Source organism: Streptomyces sp. NPDC088097 (genome assembly GCF_044741845.1).
Taxonomy (GTDB): Bacteria; Actinomycetota; Actinomycetes; order Streptomycetales; family Streptomycetaceae; genus Streptomyces.
Window position 1 is genome coordinate 1,046,328 of the sequence record NZ_JBIUTJ010000001.1, and the last position, 15,711, is coordinate 1,062,038.

16 protein-coding genes are annotated in these 15,711 nt (G+C 73.6%); 8 read left to right on the forward strand and 8 right to left on the reverse strand.

Translation table 11 applies throughout. From position 1 onward, the window contains the following. Positions 1 to 55 precede the first annotated feature (55 nt). On the reverse strand, positions 56 to 1,810 hold the full coding sequence (locus ACIOD1_RS04780; RefSeq protein WP_401900123.1) for a FadD3 family acyl-CoA ligase: 1,755 nt from the start codon (positions 1,808 to 1,810) through the stop codon (positions 56 to 58). 96 nt (positions 1,811 to 1,906) lie between these two features. On the opposite strand from ACIOD1_RS04780, the gene ACIOD1_RS04785 reads away from it, so the two are divergent. From ACIOD1_RS04785 to ACIOD1_RS04805, 5 genes are all read left to right on the forward strand, one after another. Next, positions 1,907 to 3,058 carry a lipid-transfer protein gene (locus tag ACIOD1_RS04785; RefSeq protein WP_365620103.1) on the forward strand — a complete coding sequence of 384 codons (1,152 nt, stop codon included), beginning with the start codon at positions 1,907 to 1,909 and terminating at the stop codon, positions 3,056 to 3,058. A 93-nt stretch (positions 3,059 to 3,151) separates the two neighbouring features. Further along, the gene (locus tag ACIOD1_RS04790) at positions 3,152 to 3,577 is read left to right on the forward strand and encodes an OB-fold domain-containing protein (protein ID WP_365620705.1); all 426 of its coding nucleotides are present in this window, start codon (positions 3,152 to 3,154) and stop codon (positions 3,575 to 3,577) included. Further along, positions 3,574 to 4,350, forward strand: coding sequence for an enoyl-CoA hydratase/isomerase family protein (locus tag ACIOD1_RS04795; RefSeq protein WP_365620106.1), 777 nt, complete (start codon positions 3,574 to 3,576; stop codon positions 4,348 to 4,350). The genes ACIOD1_RS04790 and ACIOD1_RS04795 overlap by 4 nt, the downstream gene beginning before the upstream one ends. A 275-nt stretch (positions 4,351 to 4,625) precedes the next feature. Next, the gene (locus tag ACIOD1_RS04800; protein WP_365620109.1) at positions 4,626 to 5,075 is read left to right on the forward strand and encodes an SRPBCC domain-containing protein; all 450 of its coding nucleotides are present in this window, start codon (positions 4,626 to 4,628) and stop codon (positions 5,073 to 5,075) included. Between the two features lie 52 nt (positions 5,076 to 5,127). Next, a complete protein-coding gene (locus ACIOD1_RS04805; RefSeq protein WP_365620112.1) occupies positions 5,128 to 5,649 on the forward strand; it encodes a hypothetical protein in 522 nt (173 codons plus the stop codon). Between the two features lie 73 nt (positions 5,650 to 5,722). Here ACIOD1_RS04805 and ACIOD1_RS04810 read toward each other — a convergent pair whose 3' ends face one another. From ACIOD1_RS04810 to ACIOD1_RS04820, 3 genes are all read right to left on the reverse strand, one after another. Continuing rightward, positions 5,723 to 6,229: a peptidylprolyl isomerase gene (locus tag ACIOD1_RS04810; protein ID WP_401900127.1), complete on the reverse strand. Its 507-nt coding sequence runs from the start codon at positions 6,227 to 6,229 to the stop codon at positions 5,723 to 5,725. Between the two features lie 36 nt (positions 6,230 to 6,265). Beyond that, positions 6,266 to 8,680, reverse strand: coding sequence for a serine/threonine-protein kinase (locus tag ACIOD1_RS04815; protein WP_401900129.1), 2,415 nt, complete (start codon positions 8,678 to 8,680; stop codon positions 6,266 to 6,268). A gap of 190 nt (positions 8,681 to 8,870) precedes the next feature. Beyond that, positions 8,871 to 9,686 (reverse strand): VOC family protein, encoded by an 816-nt coding sequence (locus ACIOD1_RS04820; protein ID WP_401900131.1) that lies wholly within the window; start codon positions 9,684 to 9,686, stop codon positions 8,871 to 8,873. A gap of 345 nt (positions 9,687 to 10,031) precedes the next feature. On the opposite strand from ACIOD1_RS04820, the gene ACIOD1_RS04825 reads away from it, so the two are divergent. Beyond that, complete coding sequence (locus tag ACIOD1_RS04825; protein ID WP_365620121.1) at positions 10,032 to 10,679, forward strand: TetR family transcriptional regulator; 648 nt, start codon at positions 10,032 to 10,034, stop codon at positions 10,677 to 10,679. Positions 10,680 to 10,770: 91 nt separating this feature from the next. Here ACIOD1_RS04825 and ACIOD1_RS04830 read toward each other — a convergent pair whose 3' ends face one another. Next, positions 10,771 to 11,253, reverse strand: coding sequence for a nitroreductase family deazaflavin-dependent oxidoreductase (locus ACIOD1_RS04830; RefSeq protein ID WP_365620123.1), 483 nt, complete (start codon positions 11,251 to 11,253; stop codon positions 10,771 to 10,773). Further along, positions 11,253 to 12,443 carry an acyl-CoA dehydrogenase family protein gene (locus ACIOD1_RS04835; protein WP_365620126.1) on the reverse strand — a complete coding sequence of 397 codons (1,191 nt, stop codon included), beginning with the start codon at positions 12,441 to 12,443 and terminating at the stop codon, positions 11,253 to 11,255. Before ACIOD1_RS04835 ends, ACIOD1_RS04830 begins: the two co-directional genes overlap by 1 nt. A 215-nt stretch (positions 12,444 to 12,658) precedes the next feature. Between ACIOD1_RS04835 and ACIOD1_RS04840 the strand changes: the two genes are divergently transcribed. Then, positions 12,659 to 13,864 carry a thiolase C-terminal domain-containing protein gene (locus ACIOD1_RS04840; protein ID WP_401900135.1) on the forward strand — a complete coding sequence of 402 codons (1,206 nt, stop codon included), beginning with the start codon at positions 12,659 to 12,661 and terminating at the stop codon, positions 13,862 to 13,864. 112 nt (positions 13,865 to 13,976) lie between these two features. Continuing rightward, a complete protein-coding gene (locus ACIOD1_RS04845; RefSeq protein WP_401900138.1) occupies positions 13,977 to 14,693 on the forward strand; it encodes a pyridoxal 5'-phosphate synthase in 717 nt (238 codons plus the stop codon). Between the two features lie 37 nt (positions 14,694 to 14,730). Here ACIOD1_RS04845 and ACIOD1_RS04850 read toward each other — a convergent pair whose 3' ends face one another. Both ACIOD1_RS04850 and ACIOD1_RS04855 read right to left on the reverse strand, forming a co-directional pair. Further along, the gene (locus tag ACIOD1_RS04850; RefSeq protein WP_365620134.1) at positions 14,731 to 15,162 is read right to left on the reverse strand and encodes a hypothetical protein; all 432 of its coding nucleotides are present in this window, start codon (positions 15,160 to 15,162) and stop codon (positions 14,731 to 14,733) included. Between the two features lie 135 nt (positions 15,163 to 15,297). Beyond that, positions 15,298 to 15,636, reverse strand: coding sequence for a YciI family protein (locus tag ACIOD1_RS04855; protein WP_365620137.1), 339 nt, complete (start codon positions 15,634 to 15,636; stop codon positions 15,298 to 15,300). Positions 15,637 to 15,711: the final 75 nt, after the last annotated feature.

The window sequence follows — 15,711 nt, forward strand, 5'->3', positions numbered from 1 at the left end:
CGGCCGGGGTGGGCCGGGGCACCGGCTCGGGTCCAGGTCCGGGTCCGGGTCCGGGTCAGGTGTGCGTACGGCGCGAGCGCAGCTGCGTCTTGAGGACCTTGCCACTGGCGTTGCGCGGGAGGTCGGTGACGAACTCCACCTCGCGCGGCACCTTGTAGTTGGCCATCTCCCGGCGGGACCAGGCGATCACGTCGTCCGCGGTGAGCGGGGATCCGGGGCGGCGGACCACGTACGCCTTGCCGACCTCGCCGAGCCTCGGATCGGCGATGCCGACCACGGCGACATCGGCGATCTCGGGGTGCAGGCCGAGGAGTTGCTCGATCTCGGCGGGGTAGGCGTTGAACCCGCCGACGATGAACATGTCCTTGATCCGGTCGGTGATGCGGAGGTTGCCCTCGGCGTCGAGGACGCCCACGTCCCCGGTGCGCAGCCAGCCCTCGGGGGTGATGGCGCGGGCGGTTTCCTCGGAGTCCTCGAAGTAGCCGCGCATGACGTGGTGCCCGCGCACCCACACCTCGCCGGCCGCGCCGGTGGGGCGCGCTTCGCCGTCCGGGCCGGCGATGCGCAGTTCGGTGTCCGGGATGGCGCGGCCGGAGGTGGCGGACACCACCTCCGCGCGGTCCCCGCGGCGGCACATGGTGACGATGCCGCCGGCCTCGGAGAGCCCGTAGGCCGTCAGGACGGTGGCGATGTGCAGTTCGGCGCGGAGCCGTTCGACGAGTTGGAGCGGCACCACGGCGGCGCCGGTGACGACGAGGCGCAGGGCGGAGAGGTCGTGGTGGTCGCGCTGGGGGTGGTCGAGGAGGGACTGGTGGAGCGTGGGCGGCCCGGGGAGGACGGAGATCCGCTCGGCGGCGACGTTGGCGAGGACGGTGTCCACGTTGAAGACGGGCTGGGGGATCATCGTGGCGCCGCGCATCAGGCAGGCGATGATCCCGGCCTTGTAGCCGAAGGTGTGGAAGAAGGGGTTCACGATGAGGTAGCGGTCGCCCTCGCGCAGGCCGGCGAGTTCGCTCCAGACGGCGTAACAGCGCAGGGACTGGGCGTGGGTGATGACGGCGCCCTTGGGGCTGCCGGTGGTACCGGAGGTGAAGATGATGTCCGAGGGGGCGTCGGGGGCGATGGCGTCGGCGCGGGCGCGGACCGCCTCGGCGGGGACGGCGTCACCGCCCGCGAGGAAGTCCTTCCAGGTGCGGAAGTCCTCGGGGGCGTCGTCGGAGAGGACGACGACCTGGTCGAGGTGGGGCAGGCCCGGGAGGGGTCCGGCGCCGGGGCCGTCGGCGGCGGCGCGGCGCAGCGAGGCGACGTAGGAGGTGCCGAGGAAGGTGCCGGTGACGAAGAGCAGGCGGGCGCGACTGCGGTGCAGGACGTACGCGGCCTCGGCGCCCTTGAAGCGGGTGTTGAGCGGGACGAGGACGGCGCCCGCGCTGACGGCGCCGAGGGCGGAGACGATCCACTCCAGGGTGTTGGGCGCCCAGACGGCGACCCGGTCGCCGACTTCGACCCCGGCGGCGACGCAGGCGGCCGCGGCCCGTTCGACGCGGGCGCCGAGCTGGGCGTAGCTGATCCGGACCCGGCCGTCTACGACGGCTTCCCGGTCGCCGTGCCGCGCGGCGGCGTCCCGCACGAGTGCGGCGATGCTCCCCCACCGCAGGTCGCCGCGGGGGTCGTCCGGCGACCCTGCCCGGTCGGCCGGACCCCCGGGGCCGGACGCGACCCCGGACGGGACCCCGGACCCGGCCTCGCCCTCCGACCCCGTACCGGCCCCCGCCCCACTTCCGTACGCCTCCGCGCCCGCGCCCTCGTGCATCGCCCACCCCTCCCTGCGACCCAGTAGCTGACTATCCGTCAGATTAGCTGTAGCCTTCGCGGCTGTCAGCACTGGCGACGCACCACGGAGGTGGCGATGGCGGCAACGCTCAAGGACGCTACGGCAATCGTCGGCATCGGCCAGACCGCCTTTGCCAAACGACTGCCGCAGTCCGAGAAGGAACTGGCCTGCCGCGCGATCCTCGCCGCGCTCGCCGACGCCGGCATCGACCCCTCCGAGGTCGACGCCTTCTCCTCCTACACCATGGAGGAGACCGACGAGGTCGAGGTGGCCAAGGCCATCGGCGCCGGCGACGTCACCTTCTTCTCCAAGATCGGCTACGGCGGCGGCGGTTCCTGCGCCACCGTCGGCCACCTCGCCGCCGCCGTGGCCACCGGCCAGGCCACCGTCGGCGTCGCCTGGCGCTCGCGCAAACGCGGCTCCGGCCCCCGGCCCTGGAAGAACACCGCGGTCCAGCTCCCGACCCCCGGCCAGTGGACCCGGCCCTTCGGGCTGCTGCGCCCGGCCGACGAGATCGGCATGCTGGCCCGCCGCTACATGCACGAGTACGGCGCCACCCGCGACCACCTCTTCAACGTCGCGATGGCCTGCCGCAACCGCGCCAACGAGAACCCGGCCGCGATGATGTACGAGCGCCCGCTGACCCGCGAGATGTACATGACCTCCCGCATGATCAGCGACCCGCTCTGCCTCTTCGACAACTGCCTGGAGACCGACGGCGCCCTGGCCTGCGTGATCGTCTCCGCCGAACGGGCCCGCGACTGCCGGCAGAAGCCCGTCTACGTCCACTCCGTCGCCCAGGGCCTGCCCTCCCAACACCACGGGATGGTCAACTACTGGAACGACGACCCGCTCTCCGGCCCCGCCTGGACCGCCGCCCGACACCTGTGGAAGCAGGCCGACTTCGGCCCCCAGGACGTGGACGTCGCGCAGATCTACGACGCCTTCACCCCCCTGATCCCGCTCTCCCTGGAGGGCTACGGCTTCTGCGGACGCGGCGAGGGCGCCGCCTTCACCGAGGGCGGCGCCCTGGAGATGGGCGGCCGGCTCCCGATCAACACCGGCGGCGGCGGCCTCAGCGAGGCCTACGTCCACGGCTTCAACCTGATCAACGAGGGCGTCAAGCAGCTCCGGGGCGTCTCCACCGCCCAGGTGCCCGACGCCGCGACCTGCCTGGTGACGGCGGGCGAGGGTGTCCCGACGTCCGCGATCCTGCTGCGCGCCTGAGGAGGCCCCGCCATGACCGCCATCGAGACGAGCCCCACCGAGACGACCGCCGCCGAGACGCGCGCCGCCGAGACGACCGCCGCCGGGGAAGCGCTGCTGCTCCCCGTCCCCGACGAGGACGGGGCCCCCTTCTGGGAGTACGCCGCGCGGGGCGAACTCCGGATCCAGGCCTGCGCCGCCTGCGACCGTCCCCGCTTTCCGCCCCGTCCCTGCTGCCCGCACTGCCGGTCCTTCGACTCCGAGTGGCGCCTGACGAGCGGGCGGGGCCGGATCTGGTCCTACGTCCGCCCGCACCCCCCGCTGCTGCCCGCCTACGCCGCGCAGGCCCCGTACAACGTGATCCTCGTGGAGCTGGCCGACGCCCCGTCGATCCGGCTCGTCGGGAACCTGGTCACCTCCGCGGACGCCCCGCTCGACTCGGTGGACCCGGCGCGGCTGCGGATCGGCGCCAAGGTCCAGGTGGTGTTCACCGAGACGGGCGGGATGGCCGTGCCGCGCTGGATCCTGGAGAAGTCTTGACGCTGCGGGTGGAGCGGGACGAGAAGTCCGGGGTCGCGGTCGTCACCCTGGACCGCGAGCGGCGGCACAACGCCGTCGACCTGGAGACGGCGGCCGAACTGGCCGCCGTCTGGCGGGGGTTCCGGTACGAGGACGAGGTCCGGGCGGTGGTGCTGACGGGCGCGGGGACGGCCGCGTTCTGCACCGGCGTCGACCGCGGGGTGGAGGTGCCGCAACCGGGCTCCCCGTACTCGACCGACGATCCGCTGATCGCCATCGGCCCGAAGGCCAACGACCTGTGGAAGCCGGTGATCGCCGCCGTCAACGGCATGGCCTGCGGCGGGGCCTTCTACCTGTTGGGCGAGGCGGAGTTCATCGTGTCCGCCACCACCGCCACCTACTTCGACCCGCACACCACCTACGGGATGGTCAGCGCCTACGAGGCCGTCTACATGGCGCAGCGGATGCCGTTCGGGGAGGTCGCCCGGATGTCCCTGATGGGCACGGCGGAACGGCTCTCCGCGCGGCGGGCCCACGAGATCGGCCTGGTCTCCGAGCTGGTCGAGCCCGAGGAACTGCTCGCGGCGGCGGTGCGCTCGGCGCGGACCCTGGCGGGCTTCCCGACGGAGGCCGTGCAGGGGACGGTGCGGGCGCTGTGGTCGGCGAAACGGGCCGCGCTCCAGCAGGCCCTGGACCAGGCGCCGGCCCTGATCGCGCTGGGCAACCTGCCCCCGGAACGGCAGGCGGAACTCTTCGGGGGCCGGCGACCGGGATCGGAGTTCCGACTGCGCTGATCAGGCACGGGCACCTGGTGGGCCCGGTGCGGGCTCGGGCTCGGGCTCGCGCGCCACCAGGATGACCTCCCCGGTCCGCCCGACGTATGGGCATACACCACCCCACGGCCGGAATCGATGATTCCGGTCTCTCCGCCGCGAGCGAAGATCTCTCCCTCGCCGTGCCCCGCCGCCCGCAACCGTGGTTGCATCCCGAGCACCGAACCCGGCGGCATGCCGCATCCCACCCGCGTCCCTTCGGTGAGTACGAACCCACCACGAGGAGCACGGCACCAGTGCGCACCACCATCGCCACCGAGATCACCATCGACGCGACGCCCGAAGAGGTCTGGGCAACGCTGACCGACCTGCCCCGCTACTGCACCTGGAACACCCTCATCCGCGAAGCGGCGGGCGAGGTGGTCCCCGGCACCCGTCTGGACCTGCGGACCTACCCGGAGTCGGGCAGGCCCAGGTCCTCGCGCCCCCGGGTGCTGACCGTCGTCCCCGGTGTCGAGCTGCGTTGGGTCACCCGGCGCTGCCCGGTCCCGGGGCTCCTCGACGGCGAGCGCTACTTCCGCCTCTCGGAGGGCCCGGGCCGCACCACCCGACTGGAACACGGCGAGCGCTTCCGCGGCCTGCTGGTCCCCTTCCTCGGAAAGACCCTGACCGGCACGGCACGCGGTCTCACCACGATGAACGAGGCCCTGCGCGCCCGGGTCCGATCGGCCCGCGCCTCCTCCTGACCCCCGCCCGGCCGGCGTGCGGGCCCCGGGGGCCCGGCGTAGCGTCGGGATCATGATCCGTAACGTGCTCGGTTCCCTCATGGGCCTGGTCGGTGCGACCGTCGCCGTCTGGAGCCCCTTCCGCGCCTGGTACGACGGCCGCCACGGACGGGACTACCGCATCGAGGAGCTGTTCGAGGGGTCCGGCATCACCGCCCACAAGGCGGCGCTGCTGGGCTCGCTCCTGTTGCCGTTCCTCTTCGCGGCGGTCCTCACCCTGGCGGCGGTGATCCTGCGCTCGCGCACCCTCATGGCGCTGGCCGGGATCGTGGTCCTGGGCTTCGCGGTGCTCTGGATGGTCCGCCAGGGCCAGGCGGCCGGCGGCCTGTCGGTCGGCACCGACGGCGGGGGCCTGGGCAACGGCCTCGCGAGCGCGTTCGGCGGCGGAGCCCTGTTGCTGCTCGCGGCCGCCGTGATGAGCGGACGCCCGCGCCGCGACCGCCGGGCCCTGCCCCCGGTCACCCCGATGCCCGAGCCCTACGCGGTCCCGCCGGCCACGGAGCCCTGGAACCCGCCCCCGAAGGACCACGGCTAAGGGCTGTCCCGGACATGGCGGCGGCCCCGACCCCCCGGGTGGGGGACGGGGCCGACCGGCAGCGCTGGGTGGGTCAGGCGGCGTCGACGACGCCGGAGGCGGCGATCTCGACCTTGGAGCGGGTGGCGCCCGACTGGGTGCCGAGCTTCTCGACCGCCTCGACCACGTCCTGGCCCTTGACGACCTCGCCGAAGACGACGTGCTTGCCGTCGAGCCACGAGGTGACCACGGTGGTGATGAAGAACTGCGAGCCGTTGGTGTTGCGGCCGGCGTTCGCCATCGAGAGGAGGAACGGACGGTCGTGCTTCAGCGTGAAGTTCTCGTCGGCGAACTTCTCGCCGTAGATGCTCTTGCCGCCGGTGCCGTTGTGGTTGGTGAAGTCGCCACCCTGCAGCATGAACTGCGGGATGACGCGGTGGAAGCCGGAGCCCGCGTAGCCGTAGCCGTTCTGGCCGGTGGCCAGCTCGCGGAAGTTCTGGGCGGTCTTCGGGACGACGTCGTCGAAGAGCTTGAACTCGATGCGGCCGGCGGGCTTGCCGTCGATGGTGATGTCGAAGTAGACGTTGCTCATGGGGTCCATCCTGTCACTCCTGGTGCGCCGCGCTACCCGTAGGGGTCATACCGGGCTCCGCGTGCCGGTCCCCTTGGCCGCGTCCAGGGCGTACACGCAGCGGTCCTTGCTGCACGCGTAGACCACGCCCGCCTCCGCCACCGGGGCCCCGGTGATCTCCCCGCCGGTGGCCAGCTTCCAGCGGAGCTGGCCGCCCGCCGCGTCCAGGGTGTAGAGGCAGTGGTCGGCGGAACCGAAGTGGACCCTGCCGTCCGCGACCGCCGGCGAGCCGGTGATCTCGCCGCCCGCCGCGAACCTCCACTTCGGGGTGCCGGTGACCGCGTCCAGGGTGTAGAGGGCGCTGCCCGCGCCCAGGTGGACGTTGCCGGCGGCGACCAGCACCGGGTCCGCGGCCGGCCGCGGCTCGGTGGTGATCCGCCAGCGGTCCTTGCCGGTGGTGGCGTCGAGGGCGTAGACGGTGCCGAGGTAGTCGACGAGGTAGACCCCGCCCCCGGTGACCGCCGGGCCCGGGGCGAAGGTCGGGGGCGCCAGGAAGACGGCCGGGGCCTCGAAGTGCCAGCGGACCCGGCCGGAGGCTCGGTCCACGGACAGGACGCGGGTCCCGGCGCAGACGTACACGTTGCCGTCGGGGGCGGGCGTGACGCGGACCGGGACGTTTCCGCAGGAGGCGGCGTCGCCGACCGGGTACGACCAGGCCTCCTGGCCGGAGCGGGCGTCGAGCGCCCTCAGCCGGGCGTCCTGCCAGACGTAGACGGTGCCGTCCTGGAGGACGGGGGCCGCCTCCGGGGTCTCGAAGTCCGACTGGGCCCCGGCCAGCTCCCACAGCTTCTGGCCGTTGGACGCCTCCCAGCCCTGTACGCCGCCGCCGCGCGTGGCGGTGATGACGGTGCCCCGCTCGGCGCGCAGGGCGTACACCCAGGCGTCGGTGGACAGCCGCCAGCGCTCGGCGCCGTCGGTGGCGTCCAGGGCGTAGAGGGAGGGGCCGTCGGAGGCGTGGATGCGGCCGTCGGCCACCGCCATCGACCAGGCGACGTCCCGGGTCTTGAACTGGCGGCGCCCGCTGCCGACGTCCAGGGCGTGGACCTCGAAGGAGGTGACGTAGAGGAGGTCGCCCGCGACGGTCGGGGTGCCCCAGACCTCGTTGGACATGCGGAAGCGCCACGGGCGCCAACGGCCGCTGTCCGGGGACGGCCCGGGGGCCGGTACGGAGGCGGAGGAGACGGGGGAGGCGGGGGCCGCCGGGGTGCCCGAGGGCGGCCGGACCCAGGCCGTCGCGGAATCGGCGCCGGTGTGCGCGGCGGGAGTAGTGGCCGTGGCGCGCGGGCCGGGCCCGATCGGCACCGGGGACCCGCCGAGCCGTACGGGCGCGTCCGGCGCCGAGGACACCGCGGCCATCGGAGGCCGGTCGGGCCGCGGCGGCGCGGCCTGCCCGGTGCGCGGGTCGGCCCACGGGTCGGCGGCGCCGCGCGGGCGGCGGTGCGTGGCGGGGCCGGAGAGCGGCCCGGGGGACGGCGCGGGCGCGGGGGCGGGAACGGGGACGACGGGCGCGACGGGCGCGGCCGTACGGTGTCCCGCGCGCCGGGCCTCGATCATCGCGACGGCCCGCTCGGGCAGCCACGCCGAGGCGGTTCCGCTCTCGTCGCCGCCCTCGAAGAGGTGCGGGGCGAGCTGCGCCTGGAGGTCGGCGGGGGTGGGACGCAAGGTGGCGTCCATCTGCATGCAGGACTCGATGAGCGGCCGCAGCTCGTCCGGGAGCCCCTCCAGGTTGGGGCCCTCGCGCAGCAGCATGAACACCGTCTCGACGGGGTTGGCCCCGTGGAAGGGCGGGTGCCCGGTGGCGGCGAAGACGAGGGTGGAGCCGAGCGAGAAGACGTCGCTGGCGCCCTTGACGCTGCGCGAGTCCTTCGCCTGCTCGGGCGACATGTAGGCGGGGGTGCCGACGGCGACGTTCGTCATGGTCAGGCGGGTGTTGGAGACCCCGCTCGCGATGCCGAAGTCGATCACGCGCGGGCCGTCCTCGACGACGAGCACGTTGGACGGCTTCAGGTCGCGGTGGACCAGGCCGGCTCCGTGGATGGACTGGAGCGCCTCGGCGATGCCGGCCGCGAGCCAGCGGACGCCCTGGGCGGGCATGGGCCCGCACTCGTTGACCATCTCCTCCAGGGAGGGGGCCGGGACGTATGCGGTGGCCAGCCAGGGCACGGCGGCGCGGGGATCGGCGTCGACGACGGCCGCGGTGTAGAAGCCGGACACGGCGCGCGCCGCCTCGACCTCGCGGGTGAAGCGGACCCGGAAGAGCTGGTCCTCCGCGAGTTCGGTGCGCACCGTCTTGATCGCGACCCTGCGTCCGGACGCCGACCGTGCGAGATAGACCAGCCCCATGCCGCCGGCGCCGAGCCGTGCCAGCACCTCGAAGGGGCCGATCCGTCTCGGGTCGTGCTGCGTAAGCTGCTCCACCACTCGCCTCCACACCTCCCCGTACGGGCCCCTGCCGGACCCGCGTCCACGCTCCGGCCCCGGCGGTCGGCCGGTCCGGACGGAGCCCCTCGGGACTCCGTGCGGTGCCTCGCTCCGCGGCCGGGGCCCGGAGTGGCACACGCCCGATTCTGTCAGGCCCGCGCCCGGTCCGGCCCCGGCTCCCGTGCGGGTTTCACGTGCCGGTCTTCACACGGTGCTCCGAGAGGAGGGCGAAAACGGCGCCCTGGTTGTCGGCGACGACCGCGATCCGACCGTACGGGGTGTCGAAGGGGTCGGCCGTGACCCGCCCTCCGAGGCGTTGGACGGTGGCGACGCTCTGGTCGCAGTCCGGGACGGCGAAGTAGGCGAGGAAGTGCGCGGGCATGATGTCGGGGAAGGCGTCGGTGATCAGGCTGCGGCCCAGGACGGCGGTGTCGGTGCCGGGTCGGCTGCCGGGCGGGGACCAGACGCGGTACTCGGCCGCGGGCCCGCCCGTGTCGTCGTCGTCGGCGTACTGGTCCTGGGGGACGTAGCCGAAGACCTCGGCGTAGAAGGCGTCGACGGCGTCGCGGGCCCGGGTGTAGACCTCGGCCCAGCAGTAGGTGTACGGCTCCTGTTGGGCTTCGAACCCGTGGTGGGTGCCGGGCTGCCAGAGGCCGAAGACGGCCCCGCCGGGGTCGGCGGCCAAGGCGGCGGCGCCGTAGGGGCCGACGGGCTGCGGGTCCATGATCATCTGGCCGCCGGCGGCGCGGATGCGGGCGGCGCAGGCGTAGGCGTCGGAGGTGTGGAGGTAGACGCCCCAGACGGTGGGCATGCGGCCGTCGGGCTTGGGGGCGAGGGCGGCGACGTTGCGGCCGCGGCTGTAGGCCTGGGTGTAGTGCCCGTACGCGGGTCCCGCACTGTCGCCGAAGGTCCACCCGAAGAGCTCCCCGTAGAAGCGCTTGCCCGCCTCGACGTCAGGGAGCGAGGCGTCCACCCAGCAGGGCGAGCCTTCCGCGAATGCGGCCATGAGCCGGGTTCCTTCCGTTGAGCGGGGCGTACGGCTCCGTGTCGGGCGGAGGTACGGGGCTTTTGCGGCTTACAAACCCTGGGGCCCCGCATCCACCTCGGTGTCTGATTTCATACCTGTCAGACATGATCCGCCCGAAAACTTGTCCACAGCCTGTTGATAAGACTATTCGGGGGATACCTCACGGTACGCAGTCGTTCGTACCACCCCGCCGGCCTGGTCGGATACGGCCGAAAGTCTTCGCCGAGGCCGCCCCACAGCCCCTTTCGCCCTGGTCGGGGCCGGAGTGACCCCATTTGCAGGCGGCCGAATAGCGCGCCGATCCCCCCTCGGTAAGCTGACGGCATGACAGGACAAGTACGCACCGTCGACGGGCGTGTCGCCGGCCGGCGCGGCCAGGCGACGCGGCAGAAACTGCTCGACTGCCTCGGCGAGATGCTCAGCTCCTCGCCGTACCGCGACGTCAAGGTGATCGACGTCGCCCGAAAGGCCGGCACCTCCCCCGCGACCTTCTACCAGTACTTCCCGGACGTCGAAGGCGCCGTCCTGGAGATCGCCGAACAAATGGCCACCGAAGGGGCGCAGTTGACGGCCCTCGTCGAGGGCCGCAACTGGGTCGGCAAGGCCGGCTGGGCGGCCGCCGAGGAACTCGTGGACGGGTTCCTGGAGTTCTGGCGGCGCAACGACGCCATCCTGCGGGTCGTCGACCTCGGCGCGGCCGAGGGCGACAAGCGGTTCTACAAGATCCGCATGAAGATCCTGAACTCCGTCACCAACTCCCTCACGGAGTCGATGAAGGAGCTCCAGGCGAAGGGCAAGGTCGACAAGGACCTCAGCCCCGCGGCGATGGCCGGTTCGCTGGTCGCGATGCTCGCCGCGGTCGCCTCGCACCAGAAGGGCTTCCAGACCTGGGGCGTCAAGCAGGCCGAGTTGAAGCCCAACCTGGCGCTGCTCGTGCACCTCGGCATCACCGGCAAGAAGCCCACCAAGTAACGGCGGACCCCACGGGGGGTCCGCCGTCCTCGGCCCGCACGGTACGTGCGGGCACCGCGCCCGTCCCGGCGGCGCGCCCCCGCTCAGCCGATCAGCGTCGCTCGACGCGGAACAGCCTGATCTCGCGCTCGATGCGCGCCTGGTACGTCGCGTACGGCGGCCAGAACCCCAGTACCGCCTGCCACGCCGCCGCGCGCTCGGCCCCCTCCAGCAACCGAGCCCGTACGGCGATGTCCCGCCCCTGCCAGTTCACGTCCGCGTCCGGATGCTTGAGCAGGTTCCCGGTCCAGGCCGGGTGACCGGGGCGGCCGAAGTTGGAGCCGATCAGCAGCCAGCTCGCGCCGCCCTCCTCCGGCATGCAGGCGAGCGGGGTGGTGCGCGGCTCACCCGTCTTGGCCCCCTTGACGGTGAGGATCACCCCCGGCAGCATCTGGGCGCTGAGCAGGACCTTTCCCCTGGTCAGCTTGTGGACGACCTTGTCCATGGCCGGAATGAAGTGCGGGGCGACCTTCGCGAACAGCATGGTCGAGGAGACCTTCTGCATCAGCTTGACGCCGTGCTTCACGGGAGACATCAGACGGCCGCCTTCAACGGGGTCGCGGGTGGGGTGAAGAGGCCGGAGCGCTGCGCGGCGTGCTCGCGCAGCCGGTGGACGGGGCCGAAGAGCAGCTCGTCGGCGGCCGCCCGCTTGAAGTAGAGGTGGGCGTCGTGCTCCCAGGTGAAGCCGATGCCGCCGTGCAACTGGATGGCCTCGCCCGCGGTGGTCCGCAGGGCTTCCAGGGCCTGGGCCAGGGCGAGCGCGCCCTGGTCCGGGTCCCACGCCGCGTAGTAGGCGGCCGAGCGGGCCGCCTGGACCTGGACGTACAGGTCGGCGAGGCGGTGTTTGACCGCCTGGAAGGAGCCGATGGCCCGGCCGAACTGCTCGCGCCGGCGCACGTACTCCACCGTGCGCTCCAGCGCCCGGTCGGCCGCGCCCACCGCTTCGGCGGCCAGGACGCCGGAGACGGTGCGCCCGGCCCCGGCCAGGGCGGGCAGTACGTCGGCGTCCTCCTCCCCGAGCAGCTCGGCCCCCACGTCGCGCAGTTGGATCCGGCCCTGCGGCCGGGTCTCGTCGAGGGTGGCCTGCCGGGCCCGTACGAGCCCGGGCGCGTCCGCCCGTACGAGGAACAGCAGGGTCCGGCTCCGGGCGAAGCCGCCGGTGTGCGCGCCGACGAGGAGCAGGTCGGCGCTGTGCCCGTCGAGGACCTGCGCCGCCTCCCCGTAGAGCCGCCAACCGCCGTCCTCCCCGGACCGGGCCTGGACCCCGCCCGCGCGGCCCCCGCCCGACCAGTCGCCGGGGGCGTTGTCGCCGGTCAGGGCCAGGGCGGTGGCCAGGGCGGGGCCGGGGACGGCGAGGGTGGCCGTCGACTCCCCGGCCGCCAGCGGGGGCAGCAGGGCGGCCCGCTGGGCCTCGGTGCCGAGGGCGCCGATCAGCGGGGCGGCGAGCGCGGCGGTGGCGAGCAGCGGCGAGGGGAGCAGGGCGCGGCCCGTCTCCTCGCAGGCCAGCGCCAGGTCCGCGGGGGCGCAGCCGACCCCGCCGTACTCCTCGGCGATGGCGATGCCCGGCAGGCCGAGGTGCCGGGCGAGCTGCTGCCACAGCTCGCGGTCGTGTCCGTCAGCGGTCCGGACGGCGGTCTTGACCTCGTCCGGACCACAACGTTTGCCCAGGATCTCGCGCAGGGTGCGGCGCATCTCGTCCTGCTCCGCGGTGAAGGCGGCGTCCATCGTCGGGCTCCTCCCGAGGGCACCTCCCGGCCGTGGCCGGAGGTGTATCTGACGGGCCGTCATGTTAGAGCGGTGGAGGTGAGATGCACAGGGGGCGGGCGAGGGGGGTTCGGTCGCGGGCGGCGGGGGCCTCGACCGCGAGGACGGAGGAGCGGCCGGCTCGGAAACCCCGCGCGGGCTAGCGTCTGACGTACCGTCAGTTATACCGTCGCCCCATGCCTGGACTGCCTGGACAGCCCCGCCCCCTCCCCTCCCCCACGCCCCGCCGCCGGGTCGCGGTGGTCGGCGTCGCCCTCTCGGACTGCGGCCGGGTCGACGGCCCGACCCCCTACGCCCTGCACGCGCAGGCCGCCCGCCGGGCCTTGGCCGACTCCGGCCTGGACCGCTCCGTCATCGACGGCTTCGCCTCCGCCGGCCTCGGCACCCTCGCCCCGGTCGAGGTGGCCGAGTACCTGGGGCTGCGCCCCACCTGGGTCGACTCCACCTCGGTCGGCGGCTCGACGTGGGAGGTCATGGCGGCCCACGCGGCGGACGCCATCGCCGCCGGGCACGCCAACGCCGTCCTGCTGGTCTACGGATCCACCGCCCGCGCCGACATCAAGGCCCGCCGCCGCACCTCGAACCTCTCCTTCGGGGCGCGCGGGCCCCTCCAGTTCGAGGTCCCGTACGGGCACACGTTGATCTCCAAGTACGCGATGGCGGCCCGCCGCCACATGCACGAGTACGGGACGACCCTGGAACAGCTCGCCTCGGTGGCCGTCCAGACCCGGGCCAACGCCGCCACCAACCCCGACGCGATGTTCCGTACCCCGCTGACGGTGGACGAGGTCCTCGGCTCCGAGATGATCGCCGACCCCTTCACCAAGCTCCACTGCTGCATCCGCTCGGACGGCGGCTGCGCGGTGCTGCTGGCGGCGGAGGACTACGTACCGGACACGGCGAAGGCGCCGGTGTGGATCCTGGGCGCGGGGACCTCCGTCTCGCACACCACGATGTCGGAGTGGGAGGACTTCACCGTCTCCCCGGCGGCCGTCTCGGGCCGACTGGCCTTCGAGCGCGCGGGCGTGACCCCGGCGGACGTGGACCTCGCCGAGATCTACGACGCCTTCACCTACATGACCCTGGTCACCCTGGAGGACCTCGGCTTCTGCGCCAAGGGCGAGGGCGGGGCCTTCGTGGAGAAGGGCCGCCTGCTGCGGGAGGGAGAGCTGCCGGTCAACACCGACGGTGGCGGCCTCTCGGCCTGCCACCCGGGCATGCGGGGCCTGTTCCTCCTGGTGGAAGCGGTACGCCAACTCCGCGGCGAGGCGGGCCCGGGCCAGGTCCTCAAACCGGGCGGCCACCTCCCGGAAGTCGCCCTGGCCTCAGGCACGGGCGGCTGGTTCTGCTCCTCGGGCACCCTGATCCTTGGGCGGGGGTAGGGAACCTCGCCGGTGTGCCGTTGAGCGGTCTCGCGGATGGTGTGGGGGTTTCCCGAAGCCCCCGCCCCCACAACTCCCAGCGGGCTCCCGCCGGGAGCCCTAGCCTGGGCCCATGACCAGCGAAATCAATGAACTCAACGGGCCCGACGAACCCCTCCCGTCCACCCAGCCCGGCGAGTTCCGCGCCGTCCTGCACGCGCTGCGGGTGTGGGACGCGCCGCTTCCCGGGTTCGACGTCCGGGCGGCGCCCGTCGAGCCGTTGGCGCTGTTTCGGGAGTGGTTCGTGCACGCCGCTCGGGCCGGGCAGCCGGAGCCGCACACCATGAGCCTGGCCACGGTGGACGGCGAGGGGCGGCCCGACGTACGGACCCTGATGCTGCACGAGGCCGACGAGCGGGGGTGGCACTTCGCCTCGCACGCCACCAGTGCCAAGGGCCACCAGCTGGCGGCCCACCCGGACGCGGCGCTGGGGTTCTACTGGCCGCTGCTGGGCCGGCAGGTCCGGGTCCGGGGTCGGGTCACCGCGTGCGGGCCGGAGGAGAGTCGGGCGGACCTTGCGGTGCGCTCGCGCGGGGCGCTCGCCGCCGCGCTGACCGGGCGCCAGAGCGAGGTCCTGGAGTCCGCCGGGGAGTTGGTGCGGGCCTCGGAGCGGGCGTGGGAGCGGGCGGGGGTCGAACCGGACGCCCCCGCCCCGACCTGGACCCGCTACGTCCTGGCCCCGGTCGAGGTGGAGTTCTTCCAGGGCGACGCCGCCCGCCGGCACACCCGGCTGCGCTACCGCGCCGCCGCCGAGGGCGCGGGCTGGTCCCGGGAGCTGCTCTGGCCGTAGCGCGGCCGGTCCGGCGCCCCGCGCCCTCCGGCCCGGCTCACCTCTGGACCGTCACGCACGGCTGGCCGGGCTGGAGGCCTCCGTTCTCGTAGAAGTAGCCGCAGATCCGGACCCCGTTGGCGAAGGTCCACTGCACGTTGACGTCGACGTAGGCGCGTCCGTAGACGCAGCCGTTGTGGTAGCTCCCCCAGTAGTACGTGTCGGACTTGCCCGGGTACTTGGCGACCAGCGCGGCCTTGTAGTTGCAGATGCCGTCGGGCTTCGTGCGGACCACGTTGCCCTTGTTGACGCGGAGCCCCGACCCGTCCACGTTGACGCAGACGTAGCCCGGCCCGGTCGACGCGGTGCAGCCGCCCGCCGAGGCCGCCGCCTGCGGCGCCGTGGCGAGCGAACCGGCGACCACGGCGGCGAGACCGGCCGCGCCCGCCAGGAACCGACGGACTCCCGGATCCTTGAGCACACTTCCCATGACAGCCCCCTGCTGGTTCGGAAGGGGGCCCAGTCGAGCAGACGGCCCGGGGGCGCGGGAAGGCGTGCGGCGCGGGCGCGCGACGGTGGCCCCGCGCGGGCCTCGGGTCGGGTGCGGCCCGTGGACGCTGCCCGATCAGGCGGTCGGGTCGGGCAGGAACTCGCGGACCTCTTGCGCACAGCGACACGCGGCGGCGATCTTGGCGGCCCACTCCAGCGCGTCCTCGCGCGAGGGCACGTCGACGATCGCGAACCCGCCGAGGACCGCCTTGGTCTCCGGGTACGGGCCTTCGGTGACGGCCCCGTCGGTGGCCACGACGCTCGCCCGTTGGCTCTCCAGCCCACCGCCGAAGACCCACACACCGGCTTCCCGGGCCTCCTGAACCACCGCGAGCGAGGCCTCGACCACCTCGGGGAACTCCTCCTCGGACAGGACCATCGTGCCGTCGTCGAAGGAGATCAGGTACCGCGCCATGCATGGCTCCCTTGTCCGGTGGCCCCTCTCGGCCGCCGCTCACCCTACGGCGAACGCCCCGCTCCGGAAGGGACC